The 13874-nt window shown below is 67.9% G+C and carries 15 protein-coding genes; 3 read left to right on the forward strand and 12 right to left on the reverse strand.

The window, feature by feature from the left end:
• Positions 1 to 7: 7 nt before the first annotated feature.
• The 5 genes from ASD34_RS18665 to ASD34_RS18685 all read right to left on the reverse strand — a co-directional run bounded on the left by ASD34_RS18665 (position 8) and on the right by ASD34_RS18685 (position 6133).
• The gene (locus ASD34_RS18665) at positions 8 to 994 is read right to left on the reverse strand and encodes an HlyD family secretion protein (RefSeq protein WP_056580185.1); all 987 of its coding nucleotides are present in this window, start codon (positions 992 to 994) and stop codon (positions 8 to 10) included.
• Between the two features lie 2 nt (positions 995 to 996).
• Positions 997 to 2436, reverse strand: coding sequence for a TolC family protein (locus tag ASD34_RS18670; protein ID WP_056582526.1), 1440 nt, complete (start codon positions 2434 to 2436; stop codon positions 997 to 999).
• Between the two features lie 5 nt (positions 2437 to 2441).
• Complete coding sequence (locus ASD34_RS18675; protein ID WP_056580186.1) at positions 2442 to 3173, reverse strand: MerR family transcriptional regulator; 732 nt, start codon at positions 3171 to 3173, stop codon at positions 2442 to 2444.
• Between the two features lie 73 nt (positions 3174 to 3246).
• Complete coding sequence (locus ASD34_RS18680) at positions 3247 to 3615, reverse strand: nuclear transport factor 2 family protein (RefSeq protein WP_056580187.1); 369 nt, start codon at positions 3613 to 3615, stop codon at positions 3247 to 3249.
• A gap of 1 nt (position 3616) precedes the next feature.
• Positions 3617 to 6133 (reverse strand): sodium-translocating pyrophosphatase, encoded by a 2517-nt coding sequence (locus ASD34_RS18685; RefSeq protein WP_157609712.1) that lies wholly within the window; start codon positions 6131 to 6133, stop codon positions 3617 to 3619.
• A 254-nt stretch (positions 6134 to 6387) separates the two neighbouring features.
• Here ASD34_RS18685 and ppa point away from each other — a divergent pair, with 254 nt between their 5' ends.
• Complete coding sequence (gene ppa / locus ASD34_RS18690; protein ID WP_007834256.1) at positions 6388 to 6915, forward strand: inorganic diphosphatase; 528 nt, start codon at positions 6388 to 6390, stop codon at positions 6913 to 6915.
• Positions 6916 to 6929: 14 nt separating this feature from the next.
• Here the strand turns inward: ppa and ASD34_RS18695 are convergent, their stop codons facing one another.
• Entirely contained in the window at positions 6930 to 8111 is a 1182-nt protein-coding gene (locus ASD34_RS18695) for a GNAT family N-acetyltransferase (RefSeq protein ID WP_082548819.1), read from the reverse strand.
• Between the two features lie 19 nt (positions 8112 to 8130).
• Between ASD34_RS18695 and ASD34_RS18700 the strand changes: the two genes are divergently transcribed.
• Complete coding sequence (locus ASD34_RS18700) at positions 8131 to 9828, forward strand: NAD+ synthase (protein ID WP_056580189.1); 1698 nt, start codon at positions 8131 to 8133, stop codon at positions 9826 to 9828.
• Positions 9825 to 10163, forward strand: coding sequence for a P-II family nitrogen regulator (locus tag ASD34_RS18705; RefSeq protein ID WP_056580191.1), 339 nt, complete (start codon positions 9825 to 9827; stop codon positions 10161 to 10163). The genes ASD34_RS18700 and ASD34_RS18705 overlap by 4 nt, the downstream gene beginning before the upstream one ends.
• Before the next feature lie 134 nt (positions 10164 to 10297).
• On the opposite strand, the gene ASD34_RS18710 is transcribed toward ASD34_RS18705, so the two are convergent.
• Genes ASD34_RS18710 through ASD34_RS18735 form a run of 6 tightly spaced genes read right to left on the reverse strand, consistent with a single transcriptional unit; the run spans position 10298 to position 13751 of the window.
• Positions 10298 to 10888, reverse strand: a complete 591-nt coding sequence (locus ASD34_RS18710) for a TIGR00730 family Rossman fold protein (RefSeq protein ID WP_056580192.1) — start codon at positions 10886 to 10888, stop codon at positions 10298 to 10300.
• A gap of 31 nt (positions 10889 to 10919) precedes the next feature.
• Positions 10920 to 11318 carry a diacylglycerol kinase gene (locus ASD34_RS18715; protein WP_056580194.1) on the reverse strand — a complete coding sequence of 133 codons (399 nt, stop codon included), beginning with the start codon at positions 11316 to 11318 and terminating at the stop codon, positions 10920 to 10922.
• Positions 11315 to 11881, reverse strand: coding sequence for an RDD family protein (locus tag ASD34_RS18720; protein WP_056580196.1), 567 nt, complete (start codon positions 11879 to 11881; stop codon positions 11315 to 11317). Before ASD34_RS18720 ends, ASD34_RS18715 begins: the two co-directional genes overlap by 4 nt.
• A 12-nt stretch (positions 11882 to 11893) precedes the next feature.
• Positions 11894 to 12745, reverse strand: a complete 852-nt coding sequence (locus ASD34_RS18725) for a DUF3106 domain-containing protein (RefSeq protein ID WP_056580198.1) — start codon at positions 12743 to 12745, stop codon at positions 11894 to 11896.
• A 17-nt stretch (positions 12746 to 12762) separates the two neighbouring features.
• A complete protein-coding gene (locus tag ASD34_RS18730) occupies positions 12763 to 13188 on the reverse strand; it encodes a DUF3619 family protein (RefSeq protein ID WP_056580200.1) in 426 nt (141 codons plus the stop codon).
• Entirely contained in the window at positions 13185 to 13751 is a 567-nt protein-coding gene (locus ASD34_RS18735) for an RNA polymerase sigma factor (RefSeq protein ID WP_056580202.1), read from the reverse strand. The genes ASD34_RS18730 and ASD34_RS18735 overlap by 4 nt, the downstream gene beginning before the upstream one ends.
• Positions 13752 to 13874: the final 123 nt, after the last annotated feature.

Consider the following 13874-nt stretch of genomic DNA (forward strand, 5'->3'; position numbering starts at 1 on the left):
TGCGGGCTCAGTCGACCAGCACGCTCATGCCGGGGCGCGCGCCTTCAATGGGCTTGAGCGGCCGGGCGCGGACCTCGAAGGTGCGCACGTCGAAGCCGGCGCCGCCGCGCGTGGCGCGCCAGGTGGCGAAGTCGGGCAGCACGCCGCTGTAGGTGACCTTGAAGCGGGCGGTGCGCCGGTCCTCGGGCAGGGCGGGCAGGTGGGCGTCGAATTCCTTGTCGAGCGCGAAGCGGGCCAGCCGGTCTTCGCGCACGTTGAGCACCACCCACTGGTCGTTCAGGTCGACCACCGTGACCACCGCCACGCCCTGCGGCGAGAGTTCGCCGACCTTGGCGAGCACCTTGGCCACCTCGCCGGCGACCGGGCTGCGCAGCTCGGTCTCGGCCTTGGCGGCCTCCGCTTCTGCGACCACGCCGGCCACCTGCCGCGCCTGTGCGCTGGCGGCGGCCTTGTCCTCGGGGCGGGCGCCGGTGCGCGCCATGTCGTACTGCGCCTTGGCGGCCACGGCGGCATCGCGCGAGGCCTTCCAGTTGGCTTCGGCCTCGTCGCGCTTCTGGTCGGCCACGAGGCCGTCGCGCGCCAGCCCGTCGACGCGGCGCAACGAGGTCTGCGCGAGCTGCGCGGCGGTTTCGGCGCGCTGCCATTGCATGCGCGCCATTTCGATTTCTTGCGGGCGGGCGCCGTTCTGCGCCTTGTCGGCCACGGCCTGCGCGGCCTGCTCGGCGGCGGTGGCTTGCGCCAGCTTGGCGCGCACCTCGGGGCTGTCCATGCGCACCAACAGGGCGCCGGCCTGGATGCGGTCGCCTTCCTTCACGGCCACTTCGGCGATGCGCGCGGTGACCTTGCCGGCCACGTCGGTTTCGCGTGCTTCCATCTGGCCCTGGAACACTTCGGGCGCCGGCTGCGCGGCGCGCCAGAAGCCCCAGACGAGCAGCACCAGCACGAGCAGCGCGGCGGCAACGGCGATCAGTCGGCGGGTCTTGGCACTCATCATGGTCAGTTCACCTTCACGTCGGCGCGCGCGATGTAGTCGGAAAAAGTCTCGGACAGGCCCGCGCTCTCGAGCAGCTGCGCAAGCGCCTGCACGTAATCATTGGCGGCCTGCGCGCGTTCGGTCAGCACCTTGGCCTGGTTGGTCTCGGCGTCGATCAGGTCGAGCGTGGTGCTGGTGCCTTCGCGCAGCCCGGCGGTGCGCAGCTTGACCACTTCTTGTGCAAGCTCGACCGAGACCTTCATCTCGAGGTACTGGCGGCGCGCGTTGTCCAGCGCGCGCCAGTTGCGCTCGACCAGCAGCGAGATGTCGCTGCGCGCCTGCAGGTCGGTGCGCTCGGCCTGTTCGACCTGCTTGTGCGAGGCGGCCGACAGCGCGTTGCGGTCGACCGAGTCGTACAGCGTCCAGCGCACGCCGAGGCCGGCCACCCAGTCGGCGTTGCCGCTCTTGATCTCTCGCGTGCCGAAGGCAATGACCTGCGGGCGGCGCAAGGCTTCTTCGCCTTCGTGCAGCTGTTCGGCCTGTGCCTTCTTGGCCGCGACCTTGCCCAGGCCCGGATGCCGCGTCAGCGCCGCATCGATGAAGTGGCCGAGCGGTTCGATCGGCGCGCTGATGAGAAACAGCGGCGTCTGCGGCGTGACGCTGCCTTCGGCGCGCACCGTGCGCGCCAGGGCCACGCTCGCGAGTGCGGCGTCGTTCTCGGCCTTGCGGGCATTGCGGCGCGCTTCTTCGTAGGCGGCGCTGGCCTGCAGCCGCTCGACGCGCGAAATGACGCCGGCCGCGAGCATCTTCTGCGCCGCCGCGTCGTGCTGCGCGATGGTGCGCTCGGCCTGCAGGCGCAGCGTGGCGGCGCGCTGTGCGAGCTGGGCGCCGAAGTAGCGCTGCACCAGCAGCGTGTCGACCTCGTGGCCGGCCTGTTCGGCGTCGGCCTGGGCTTCGCGTGCCTGCGCGGAGACAAAGCCGCGCACCGCATCGGTCGCGCCGCCCAGGTAGAGCGGCCACACGGCCGACACCGAGGCATTGGCGCCGGTGTCGTGGCGGTTCAGCGTGTAGCTGTTGGGCAGCTGCGGAATCGGCACGCGCGAGATGAAGCTCTGGATCGACGGCGGCAGCGACGAGCCGATCTGGCCGAGCTTCTGGTTGAGCGGGTCGAGGTCGAGGTTCAGGTTCGCGTTGTACGCATAGGCCAGCCCCGAGATGCTGACCACCGGCCCGCCCAGGCGCTTGACGCCTTCGCTCTGCAGCTCCTTGGCCTCGATGGCGATGCGCGCGGCGGCCAGCTTGTCGGAACGCTCGACCATGCGCTGGCGCGCGGCGTCGAAGCTCAGCGCCAGCGTGCTGGAGGTGTCGCCGCGGGCCTGCTGCTGCGCGAAGGTCGCGCCGCCCATGAGGGCAGGCAACATCAGCAGCAGGGACGGAAGAAGGGCGAGACGAGGGCGTGTCATCGGCATCAGGCGGTCTTGTGCAGCAGGGCGTCGAGTTCCTGCTGCAGGATCACGGGAAAGGCGGCCTGCACCGCCCCGGTGGCCAGCGGCCGTGCTTTCTCGAGCAGCTGCGCGGCGCGGCCGGCATCGAGGGTGTCGCCGGAAAGCAGGCTGTCGGCCAGTGTGCGCAGCCAGCGCCGCGCCACGGTGCGCAGCGTGCGGACCATGGTTTCCTGCATGCCGATGACCGCCTCGAGCGGCAGGCCGAGCGCGGCCAGCTGTTCGGCGACCTGGCCGAGCGCCGGGCTCAGCACCTGCACCTGGCCGTCGGGCAGTTCGCGCATGAGGCCGGCGCGGGTGGCGCGGCCGAGCAGGGCGGGCGTCATCTGGCCCTGCCACTTGGTGGCCAGCGCCTGGGCCGACACCACCACGGGCGTTTCTTCGGCGAACAGGCTGCCCGACACCGAGCGGGCCACGGCCAGCAGGTCGGGCCAGGTGGAGGCCGGCGCGCGCGTGAAGATGCGGCGGATCGCCTCGATGCCGAAGCCCTGTTCGCGCAGTTCGCGGATCAGCGCCAGGCGCTGGACATGGTCGACGCCGTACAGGCCGAGCCGGCCCTGCAGCCGGGGCGGCGGCAGCAGGCCGCCCGTGGTGTAGGCGCGGATGTTGCGCACCGTGACGCCCGAGCGCGCCGCCAGGGCCTCGATGGAGAGGTCCTGCGGGGCAGTGGAATCGGGTGTGGCGGTGGATGCGTTCATGTGACAGTTTCAATGTTACATCGAAAATGTTGCATAAAACCAGCCCGGATCGCGCGGTCCGGGCGGGGCATCCTCAGCCCGGCTTGCGCTGCGCCGGGTCGTAGAAGAACTGCTCTTCGGCGATGCGCTCGCCGTCCCAGCGCTGCCAGGCGATCTCTTCCATGCGCATGCGCCCGCCGCCTTTGAACGTGAATTCGAAGATCCAGTGGATGCCGATGTGGTCGCCGTTCACCAGCACCGGCCGCACGCAGGTGGACGCCACCGACTCGGTGCGCGCGAGCACGGCGCTTTCCTGCGCAACCAGCGTGCTGCGCCCGCGCCGCGGCTCGGCCTGGTTCTCGCGCATGGTGGCGTCTTCGGTGTAGAAATCTTCGATGACCTGGGCATGCGCGCCGCCTTCGACGGCGGCAATGAAGGCTTCGAGACGGGCGGACGAGGGCATGTCAGGACTTCACTTTCACTTCGACCCGTCGCGCTTCCGACGCCGGACCGTCGGCCTGCGACTGCTCGGGCTTGGCGAGCTCGATCTTGTCCTCGGGCGCGCCGGCTGCCTTGATGGCGTCGCGCACGGCCATGGCGCGCTGCTTGGCCAGCTCGGCGTTCTTGGCCGGGTCGCCGCTGGCGTCGTGGTAGCCGCTCACCAGCACGGTGCTGCCGCTCTGCACGGCCTTGATGACATCGGACAGCGCCTCCTTGGCGTTGGGCGCGACCTCGGCGCTGGCGCTCGCGAAGTAGAACTTGACGATGCCGTTCTCGACCTTCACCGCCGCGGCTTCGGTGGCGCCGACGGCCGCCGAGGCGAGGGTGGCGGCCGGCGTGGCTGCCGGTGCCATCGCGGCGGGGGCGGTGGCTGCAGGCGGCGTCTCGATCTTGGCCGGCACCGCCGCTGCCGCATCGCCCGCGTGGAACTTGACCACCAGCGGCACGATGAGCAGCGCCACGATGTTGATGATCTTGATCAGCGGGTTCACCGCCGGGCCGGCCGTGTCCTTGTAGGGGTCGCCCACGGTGTCGCCGGTGACGGCCGCCTTGTGCGCTTCGGAGCCCTTGCCGCCGTGGTGGCCGTCCTCGATGTACTTCTTGGCGTTGTCCCACGCGCCGCCGCCCGTGCACATCGAGATGGCGACGAACAGGCCCGTGACGATGGTGCCCATCAGCAGGCCGCCCAGCGCCTTCGGTCCGAGCAGCAGGCCGACCAGGATCGGCACCACCACCGGCAGCAGCGACGGGATCATCATTTCCTTGATGGCCGCGCCGGTCAGCATGCCCACGGCCTTGCCGTACTCGGGCTTGCCGGTGCCTTCCATGATGCCGGGGATGTCGCGGAACTGGCGGCGCACTTCTTCCACCACCGCACCGGCCGCGCGGCCCACGGCCTCCATGGCCATCGCGCCGAACAGGTAGGGGATCAGCCCGCCAATGAACAGGCCCACGATCACCATCGGGTCGCTCAGGTTGAAGCTGATGGCCTGGCCGAAGCTCTCCAGCTTGTGGGTGTAGTCGGCAAACAGCACCAGCGAGGCCAGGCCGGCCGAGCCGATGGCGTAGCCCTTGGTCACGGCCTTGGTGGTGTTGCCCACCGCGTCCAGCGGGTCGGTGATGTCGCGCACGCTGGCGGGCAGCTCGCTCATCTCGGCGATGCCGCCGGCGTTGTCGGTGATGGGGCCGTAGGCGTCGAGCGCCACCACGATGCCGGCCATGCTCAGCATCGACGTCGCGGCCACCGCGATGCCATAGAGGCCGGCCAGCGAATACGACGCCAGGATGGCGATGCACACGAAGATCACCGGCCAGGCCGTCGAACGCATCGACACGCCCAGGCCCGCGATGATGTTGGTGCCGTGGCCGGTGGTCGAGGCCTGTGCGATGTGCTGCACGGGCTTGTACTGCGTGCCGGTGTAGTACTCGGTGACCCACACCAGCGCGGCGGTGAGCGCCAGGCCCACGAAGCAGGCGCCGAACAGCTTCAGCTGGCTGCCGCTGGCGGCAATGGCGTTGTCGGGAATGATCCAGCTGGTCACGAACCAGAACGCGATCAGCGACAGGATGCCCGCCACCGCCAGGCCCTTGTAGAGCGCCGGCATCACGTTGACCATGCCCGGCGAGGCCTTCACGAAGAAGCAGCCGATGATCGACGCAATGATCGACACGCCGCCCAGCGCGAGCGGGTACAGCACCGCGTCCAGCGGCGCTGCCGTGACCATCAGCGCGCCCAGCACCATGGTGGCGATGAGCGTCACGGCGTAGGTCTCGAACAGGTCGGCCGCCATGCCGGCGCAGTCGCCGACGTTGTCGCCCACGTTGTCGGCGATCACGGCCGGGTTGCGTGGGTCGTCTTCCGGAATGCCGGCCTCGACCTTGCCCACCAGGTCGGCGCCGACGTCGGCGCCCTTGGTGAAGATGCCGCCGCCCAGGCGCGCAAAGATCGAGATCAGCGAAGAGCCGAAGGCAAAGCCGATCAGCGGATTGAGGAGGGCTGCAAGGCCGTGGTCCGCTTTCGGCGCGCTGCCGGCCAGGAACCAGTAGAAGCCCGTCACGCCCAGCAGGCCCAGGCCCACCACCAGCATGCCGGTGATGGCGCCGCCGCGGAACGCCACGTCGAGCGCCGGGCCGATGCCCTGGGTCGCGGCCTGTGCGGTGCGCACGTTGGCGCGCACGGACACGTTCATGCCGATGAAGCCGCAGGCGCCCGAGAGCACCGCGCCGACCACGAAGCCGACGGCCGTCGTCAGGTCGAGGAAGAGGGCGATGAGCACCGCGAGCACCACGCCCACCACCGCGATGGTGGTGTACTGCTTGGCGAGGTAGGCCGAGGCGCCGGCCTGGATGGCCGCGGCGATTTCCTGCATGCGGGCGTTGCCCGGGTCCTTGGCGAGAATCCAACTTCGGGCCCAGAAACCGTAGCCCACGGCCACGAGGCCGCAGACGATGGCAAGAATCAGGGGGGTGTTGCCGCTCATGCTTAGCTTCTCCATTCGTTCGTTGTGACTTGTGGAGACGGACAGCCTGGGCCCTGCGCGCAACGCGTACGGGACCATGTTCTCCGCCGCGTTGCTTCCTCGAAGCTCACTGCACCGGAGGTGCGGAGCCGATTGGCCAACGGTTGCAATTTACAGGCAAAAACACGCACGCGTGCGACCAGCCCGTGACACGGAAAGTAAACTCCGGGTTTTTCCCCATCCGCCTCATACTTTTCAACTACTCGAAAAACGTCATGTCCTTCGACAAAGTCTCCCCCGGCAAGAACGTCCCCGACGCCTTCAACGTCGTGATCGAAATCCCGATGAACGCCGACCCGATCAAGTACGAAGTCGACAAGGAATCGGGCGCGATCTTCGTGGACCGCTTCATGACGACGGCCATGTACTACCCCGCCAACTACGGCTACGTGCCGCAGACCCTGTCGGGCGACGGTGACCCGGTCGACGTGCTCGTCATCGCCCCGTACCCGCTGCTGCCGGGCGTGGTCGTGCCCTGCCGCCCCCTGGGCATCCTGATGATGGAAGACGAAGCCGGCGTCGACGGCAAGGTGCTGGCCGTGCCCACCGACAAGGTGCTGCCCATCTACAGCCACTGGAAATCGGTCGACGACGTGAACCCGATGCGCCTGAAGGCCATCAGCCACTTCTTCGAGCATTACAAGGACCTGGAAGCCGGCAAGTGGGTCAAGGTGCTGGGCTGGGAAGGCATCGACGCGGCCAAGAAGGAAGTTCTCGACGGCATTGCTGCCTACAAGAAGTAAGACCTCCAGGCCGCTCAGCCGGCCCTGAAGGGACTGCGCTCTTCGAGGTGGTCCATGTAGTTCTCGATGCCGGCGCCTTCGCGCTCCAGAAAGCGCTCGACGGCATCGGCGAACGACGGGTGCGCGAGCCAGTGCGCGCTCGTGGTGCGCACCGGCATCAGCGCGCGGGCCATCTTGTGCTCGCCCTGCGCGCCGCCTTCGAAGCGCGCCGCGCCGTGCGCAATGCACCAGGCAATGGGCTGGTAATAGCAGGCCTCGAAATGCAGGCAGTCGACGCGCTCCAGCGCCCCCCAGTAGCGGCCGTAGGCCACCAGCGGTTGCGCTTCGTCGGTGGAGAGCGCGATCAGGCTGGTCGCGATGGGGCGCCCGTCGCGCTCCGCGACGAACAGGAGCCACGCCTCGGGCAGTGTGTCGGCCATGCGCTGGAAGAAGTCGCGCGTGAGGTAGGGCGGGTTGCCGTGCTCGCGGTAGGTGCGCTCGTAGCAGCGGTAGAAGAAGTCCCAATCTGCGTTCGAGATGTCGGTGCCGCGCGAGCAGCGGAAGCTGACACCGGCGTCGGCCACCTTGCGACGCTCCTGGCGGATCTTCTTGCGCTTGTCGTGCGAGAGGCTCGCGAGGAAGGCGTCGAAATCCGTGTAGCCGGTTTCAGTGTCATTTGGCGAAGAGCGCGTGTTCGTCCAGTGAAACTGCACCGTGTGGCGCAGCATCAGCCCGGCTTCGGTGCATGCAGCAATGTCGGCGTCGGCGCCGAACAGCAGATGCAGAGACGAAAGTTCCTGTTCCCTGCAAACGGCCACCAGCCCCTGCACCAGCAGCGTGCGGCTTTGCGCGTCACGTGCCAGCAGCCGGGCGCCGGGCACGGGCGTGAAAGGCACGGCCACCACGGCCTTCGGGTAGTAGGCGAGCCCGTGCTGCTCGTAGGCATTCGCCCAGGCCCAGTCGAACACGTACTCGCCGTACGAATGGTCCTTGAGGTAGAGCGCGCAAGCGGCCTGGAGCACATCGCCGCGCCACAGCGTGACGAACTGCGGCGTCCATCCGCGCTCGGGCGAGGCGCTGCCGCTGTCATGCATCGCCGCGAGGTATTCGTGGCGCATGAAAGGCGAGGGCTCGGACTGCGCCGCGAGCAGTGCGTTCCAGGCTTGCGGGTCGATGTCCGACGGCGACGCCAGAACCCGAATGACATAATCGTTCAAGCCTTTTTCTTCCTTCTGTATGACGCTCAAGCTCGCCATCGCGCAACTCAATTTTGTGGTGGGCGACCTCGTCGGCAATGCGCAGAAGATCGTCGGCGCCGCACGCGAGGCCCATGCGCAAGGTGCACGGCTTTTGTTGACACCCGAACTCTCGATTGCCGGTTATGCAGCGGAAGACCTGTTCCTCCGTCCCGCCTTCACCGAAGCCTGTGATGATGCCGTGAAAGGCATCGCAACCGCGCTGGCCGACCTCAAAGACATGGTTGTGGTGGTGGGGCATCCCAGCGGCGGCAGCCTGCGCAGCCGATCTGTGGCGGTGCAGTTGCGCCACAACGCGGCCAGCGTCATCAAAGAAGGCCGCATCCTCGAGACCTACGCCAAGCGCGAACTGCCCAACTACCAGGTGTTCGACGAGCGCCGCTACTTCACGCCGGGGCAGGGCACCTGCGTGTTCGAGGCGGGCGGCGTGTCGATTGGCTTGCTGATCTGCGAAGACGCCTGGTTCGACGCGCCGGCCGAACTGGCGCGCGCCGGCGGCGCCGAGGTGCTGGCGGTGATCAATGCCTCGCCGTACCACGTAGGCAAGGAAGGTGAGCGCGTGGCGCGCATGGCCGACCGTGCACGCGCCGTGGGCCTGCCGCTGGTCTACGCGCACCTCGTGGGCGGGCAGGACGAGGTGGTGTTCGATGGCGCCTCGTTCGCGCTGCAGGCCGACGGTGCTCTGGCCGCACAGGCCGAGAGCTTTCGCGAGGGGCTGGTTTTCATGGAACTCGCACATGGGGCGCAAGGCGGCGTCGCTGTCGTGGCAGATCCGTCCGCCATTGCCGCGCCGCGCGATGCCGAGGCGCAGCTGTGGGACGCCCTGGTGCTCGGCGTGCGCGACTACATCGGCAAGAACAGTTTCCCGGGCGCGATCCTCGGGCTGTCGGGCGGCATCGACTCCGCGCTGGTCCTCGCGATCGCGGTCGATGCGCTGGGCAAGGACAAGGTCCGTGCGGTGATGATGCCCTCGCCCTACACAGCCGACATCAGCTGGATCGACGCGCGCGACATGGCCGGGCGGCTGGGCGTGCGCTACGACGAGATTTCGATCCGGCACACCTTCGAGTCCTTCAAGGCCGCGCTGGCCGGGGAGTTCGCGGGCCGGCCGGAGGACACGGCCGAGGAGAACATCCAGGCCCGCATCCGCGGCACGCTGCTGATGGGGCTGTCGAACAAGTTCGGCGCCATCGTGCTGACCACCGGCAACAAGAGCGAGATGGCCACCGGCTACTGCACGCTCTACGGCGACATGGCGGGCGGCTTCGCGGTCATCAAGGACCTGCTCAAGACCACCGTGTTCGCATTGGCGCGCTGGCGCAATGCCCACGACCCCTACGCCACCGGCGCGGCGCCGATCCCCGAGCGCATCATCACGCGTCCCCCGAGCGCCGAGTTGCGCCCCGACCAGACCGACCAGGACAGCCTGCCGCCTTACGACGTGCTCGACGGCATCCTGGCACGCTACATGCAGGACGATGAAGGCATCGACGAGATCATTGCCGCGGGCTACGACCGCGCGGTGGTCGAGCGGGTTGCGCGGCTCATCAGGATCAACGAATACAAGCGGCGCCAGGCGCCGGTAGGCATCCGGGTCACCCACCGAAGCTTCGGCAAGGATTGGCGTTACCCTATCACCAGCAAGTTCAACGAAACCGCCGGAGCACGAAAACCATGAAGCAGATCACCGCCATCGTCAAACCCTTCAAGCTCGAGGACGTGCGCGAAGCCCTGGCCGAAGTGGGCGTCACCGGCCTCACGGTGACCGAGGTCAAGGGCTTTGGCCGCCAGAAGGGCCACACCGAGCTGTACCGCGGCGCCGAGTACGTGGTTGACTTCCTGCCCAAGATGAAGGTCGAAGTGGTCGTCAACGAGAGCGACGTCGAGCGTTGCATCGAAGCCATCGTGAGCTCGGCGCGCACGGGCAAGATCGGTGACGGCAAGATCTTCGTGACCGAGGTGGAGCGCATCGTGCGCATCCGCACCGGCGAGGAAAACGAAAACGCAGTCTAGTTAGGCTCGCCCCCAGGCTTCGCGCACTTCGTGTCGCTTCGCCAACCCCCTACCGGGGCAACACCTGCGGCCCGGCAAAGCCGGTTCCGCGGTGTTCGCTGGAATGGGACCCCGAGGCTCTTGGGGCTTTCGGGTCAGAGGTTTTCTGAAAGCTTGTCGTCGCGAGGGTGCAAGGGGACTTCGGCGCGCAGCGCGGTCAGCAGTTCGGGCACGTCGGTGCCGGTGCGGACCAGGTCCATCTGCCATTCGCCCATGAAGCCTTCGCGCACGCTGTGCGCCAGGAAGCCCAGCAGGCCGTCGTAGTAACCGGCGGTGTTGAGGATGCCGGTCGGCTTGTCGTGGTAGCCGAGCTGGCGCCAGGTCCAGATCTCGAACAGTTCTTCAAAGGTGCCGATACCGCCCGCCATCGCGAGGAAGGCGTCGGCGCGCTCGCCCATCATGGCCTTGCGTTCGTGCATGGTGTCGACCACGTGCAGCTCGTCGCACAGAGGGTTGGCCAGTTCCTTGTCGACCAGAGCCTTGGGAATGATGCCGACGACGCGGCCGCCGGCCTGGCGGGTGGCCTCGGCCACCGTGCCCATCAGGCCGGTGCGGCCACCGCCGTAGACCAACTGGCCGCCATGCTGGCCGATCCATTGGCCCACGGCCTGGGCGGCCTGGGAGAACTCGGGGCGCTCGCCGGGGCGCGAGCCGCAATACACGCAAATCGAAAATTCAGGGGTCATCCTGCGATCATGCCGCAGGCGGCGGACCCGCTCATGACACGAAGCGTTGCCACAGGGCCGCGGCCCAGATGCCGCCGCACAGCGTGAGCGACAGCAGGACGGCGGCGCTGCCCATGTCCTTCGCGCGCTTGGAGAGGTCATGCCATTCGGGACCGATGCGGTCGATGGCGGCTTCGACAGCCGTGTTGAGCAGCTCCACGATCATCACCAGGACCGCACTGCCGGCGAGCAGCGCCACCTCGACCCAGCTGCGCCCGAGCCAGAAGGCAATCGGGATCATCAGCATCGACAGGATGGCTTCCTGGCGGAAGGCCGGCTCGCTCCAGCCGGCGCGCAGGCCGTGCAGCGAGATCAGCGTGGCATGCCAGACGCGCTCGAAGCCCTTGCGGGCCTTTTGTGGATTCACGGCGGGGTCGGGCAGGGCACTCATTGGCGGCTCATCGGCTTGGAGGTGATGAGCCGCGTACCGGCCCAGGCGTCGTGCCAGAACTGGCGCTCGGGGTGAAAACGGGCCAGCAGCGCCCAGATGGCGACCCAGCCGAAGATCAGCACGGTCGATTCGCCGCCCGAGAGCTTGAACGGGGCGATGGCGGCCAGCGGCGGCAGGAACCACACCCAGCTCAGCAGGTAGCGCGCCAGTGCACGGCCCTGGGTGACGGGCTGGCCGCGGCGGTCGACGATGCGGATGTTCCAAGTCTTCATGGCCAGCGTCTGGCCCTTGGCCCAGAACCAGACGAAGTAGACGCCGAACACCACGAAGAGAAATGCCTGGAGCAGGTGCCGTCGCTCGTCCATGGCGTCGCGCATCTGGCCCAGCGTGCTGAACAGCCAGCCGGACACGAACACAACCGCGAACAGCAGCATGCCTTCATAGAGCCAGCAGGCCATGCGCCGCCACAGGCCTGGCACGGCGGGAGCGGGTGCGTGGGGAGTGGAAGCAGAGGGCGAGGCGGACTGGCCGGGGCCCGAGGCCTCGGGCGAACTGGAAACCATCGAAACCTTCGGTCAGGGGGCGGAGGACGAAGCCGCGGGTGCCGATGCCGCGGACGGCGCCGGCACCTGGGCCTCGGCGGGCACCGGCGGCGTGATGCCGCTCGGTGCCGACGCAGCCGGCGCGGCGGCAGTGCTGGTTGGCGGGGAAATGCGTTCCGTGGCAGCAGGCGGCGTTGTCGGTGAACTCACCACGATGGAGGGCGGCAGCGCGGGCGTTGGGGTCGCGGCCGGCACGATACGGGGCGTGTGCTGTCCGGGCGGCGTGACGGCCGGCACGGGCACGAGCTTCTGCGACGACACGGGGCGCACTGGCAGGGCGGCGCCGCGCGGCTTGGGCGGTGCGCCCTCGGCGAGCTTGCGTTTTTCTTCTTCGCTCAATGCCTGGTATTGCTCCCACTTGAGCCGGCGCTCGTCGGCCGGAACCCGCTTGACCTCGGCGAATGTCAAGCGGGCCTGGGCGCGCTGCTGGTTGCTCAGCGCCGCCCATTCGATCATGCGGCTGTGCAGCGTGACCTGGTCGTCGGCGGGCATGTTGGTGTAGTTGCGCGACAGTGCCAGCCACTTGCGTTTTTGCCCGACGTTCAACGTGTTCCAGTGGGTGGCTAGCGGCTTCAGGGCCAGTTGCTGCTCGGCGGTCAGGTCGCTCCAGAGCGGCTTGGTCGTGGCGACGGCCTTGGCGCTTGCCGTTCCACGGGCGGTTGCAGTGTGCGCGGCGGACTTGGCGGCGTCGGGCAGCGATTGCGCGCCGGCCAAGCTCAAGCCGAAAGTGGCGGCTGCCAGCGCACCAGCCCAAACGACGACGCCCGCCTGGAGCCGGTGCAACGGGCGCAGGGCTTTCGCGCGAAAAACAGAGCGGCGGCGCATTCGGTCGAGGTGTGTGTTCAATCGGAGGCGCTGTCGGCCTTCAGGAATTGGGCGAAGCCGGGATCGGTATAGGCGGCGGGCGGCAGGTCGCCCGTCAACAGGGCCGAGTCGACTTCGGCGAGTTCACTGGCGCGGTCGTCGTCCTGCATCACGCTGATGGTGATCAGGCCGGCCACCAGGGCGAGCAGGGGCACCACGGAACCGATGCGCGTCCACCAGCTGCCGCCGAGCGTGACCGTGTGGCCCGACCGGACCGCGGCGGGCGCCATGCGCAACTGCGGCGCCTGCTTGCGCGCCGCCACGGCCTGCGAACGGACAATGCGCAAGCGCTCGCTGATGTCGTGCGGCAACGCCTGGTTGCCTTCCGACAGCCGTGCCGCCAGCCGTTGGCCGAAGCGGTCTTCCGCTGCGCTGGATTGAGAGGTAGGAACCTTAGTGTTCATAGCGATATTCCCTTGGCCTTGAGCGCCTTGCTCAGAGCGTGGACAGCTCGCGAACAATGGGTTTTGACGCTGCCCTCGGAGCAGCCCATTGCGGCGGCCGTCTCTGCGACGTCCATTTCCTCCCAGTAACGCATCAGGAAAGCCTCGCGTTGACGGCCGGGCAAAGCTGCGATCTGTTCTTCGATTTCGTGAAAGACCTGGCTGCGGCGGGTCGTGTCTTCGGCGCTCTCCGATTCCCTGGAGTCGGTGGGCGAGGCAAAGTTCTCCAGCAGGTCGAAATCTTCGCCGTTGTCGGCCGGTTCGAAGTCGCTGAGGTTGGAAAAAAGGGCGCGGCGCGTCTTCTGGCGACGGAACCAGTCGAGCGTGCAGTTCGACAGGATGCGCTGGAACAGCATCGGCAGTTCCTCGGCAGGCTTGTCGCCGTAATGCTGGGCCAGCTTCATCATGCTGTCCTGCACGATGTCCAAGGCCGCTTCTTCGTCCCGCACGTGATAGACCGAGCGCTTGAAGGCCCGTCGCTCGACGTTTTTCAGGAAGTCGGAGAGTTCGTGTTCAGTAGCCAAATGAGAGGGGCCGGCGGGACGCGCCGTGTGGGGAGGATGTTTGGCGAACGCTCATGTTTTTATGCCGCGGATTATGCCTTTGTGCGAAGACAAAGCGCCTGAAGCGAGTCTGAACGCGCCGGT

The organism is Variovorax sp. Root473 (assembly GCF_001426505.1).
GTDB lineage: Bacteria > Pseudomonadota > Gammaproteobacteria > Burkholderiales > Burkholderiaceae_C > Variovorax.

Bases quoted from the DNA above. Each gene is read 5' to 3' on its own strand.
- ASD34_RS18730 (WP_056580200.1), bottom strand. From the start codon at position 13,188: ATGAACACTAAGGTTCCTACCTCTCAATCCAGCGCAGCGGAAGACCGC.
- ASD34_RS18725 (WP_056580198.1), bottom strand. From the start codon at position 12,745: ATGCGCCGCCGCTCTGTTTTTCGCGCGAAAGCCCTGCGCCCGTTGCAC.
- ASD34_RS18715 (WP_056580194.1), bottom strand. From the start codon at position 11,318: ATGAGTGCCCTGCCCGACCCCGCCGTGAATCCACAAAAGGCCCGCAAG.
- ASD34_RS18675 (WP_056580186.1), bottom strand. From the start codon at position 3,173: ATGAACGCATCCACCGCCACACCCGATTCCACTGCCCCGCAGGACCTC.
- ASD34_RS18685 (WP_157609712.1), bottom strand. From the start codon at position 6,133: ATGAGCGGCAACACCCCCCTGATTCTTGCCATCGTCTGCGGCCTCGTG.
- ASD34_RS18705 (WP_056580191.1), top strand. From the start codon at position 9,825: ATGAAGCAGATCACCGCCATCGTCAAACCCTTCAAGCTCGAGGACGTG.
- ASD34_RS18700 (WP_056580189.1), top strand. From the start codon at position 8,131: ATGACGCTCAAGCTCGCCATCGCGCAACTCAATTTTGTGGTGGGCGAC.
- ASD34_RS18680 (WP_056580187.1), bottom strand. From the start codon at position 3,615: ATGCCCTCGTCCGCCCGTCTCGAAGCCTTCATTGCCGCCGTCGAAGGC.
- ASD34_RS18710 (WP_056580192.1), bottom strand. From the start codon at position 10,888: ATGACCCCTGAATTTTCGATTTGCGTGTATTGCGGCTCGCGCCCCGGC.
- ASD34_RS18670 (WP_056582526.1), bottom strand. From the start codon at position 2,436: ATGACACGCCCTCGTCTCGCCCTTCTTCCGTCCCTGCTGCTGATGTTG.
- ASD34_RS18720 (WP_056580196.1), bottom strand. From the start codon at position 11,881: ATGGTTTCCAGTTCGCCCGAGGCCTCGGGCCCCGGCCAGTCCGCCTCG.
- ppa (WP_007834256.1), top strand. From the start codon at position 6,388: ATGTCCTTCGACAAAGTCTCCCCCGGCAAGAACGTCCCCGACGCCTTC.
- ASD34_RS18665 (WP_056580185.1), bottom strand. From the start codon at position 994: ATGATGAGTGCCAAGACCCGCCGACTGATCGCCGTTGCCGCCGCGCTG.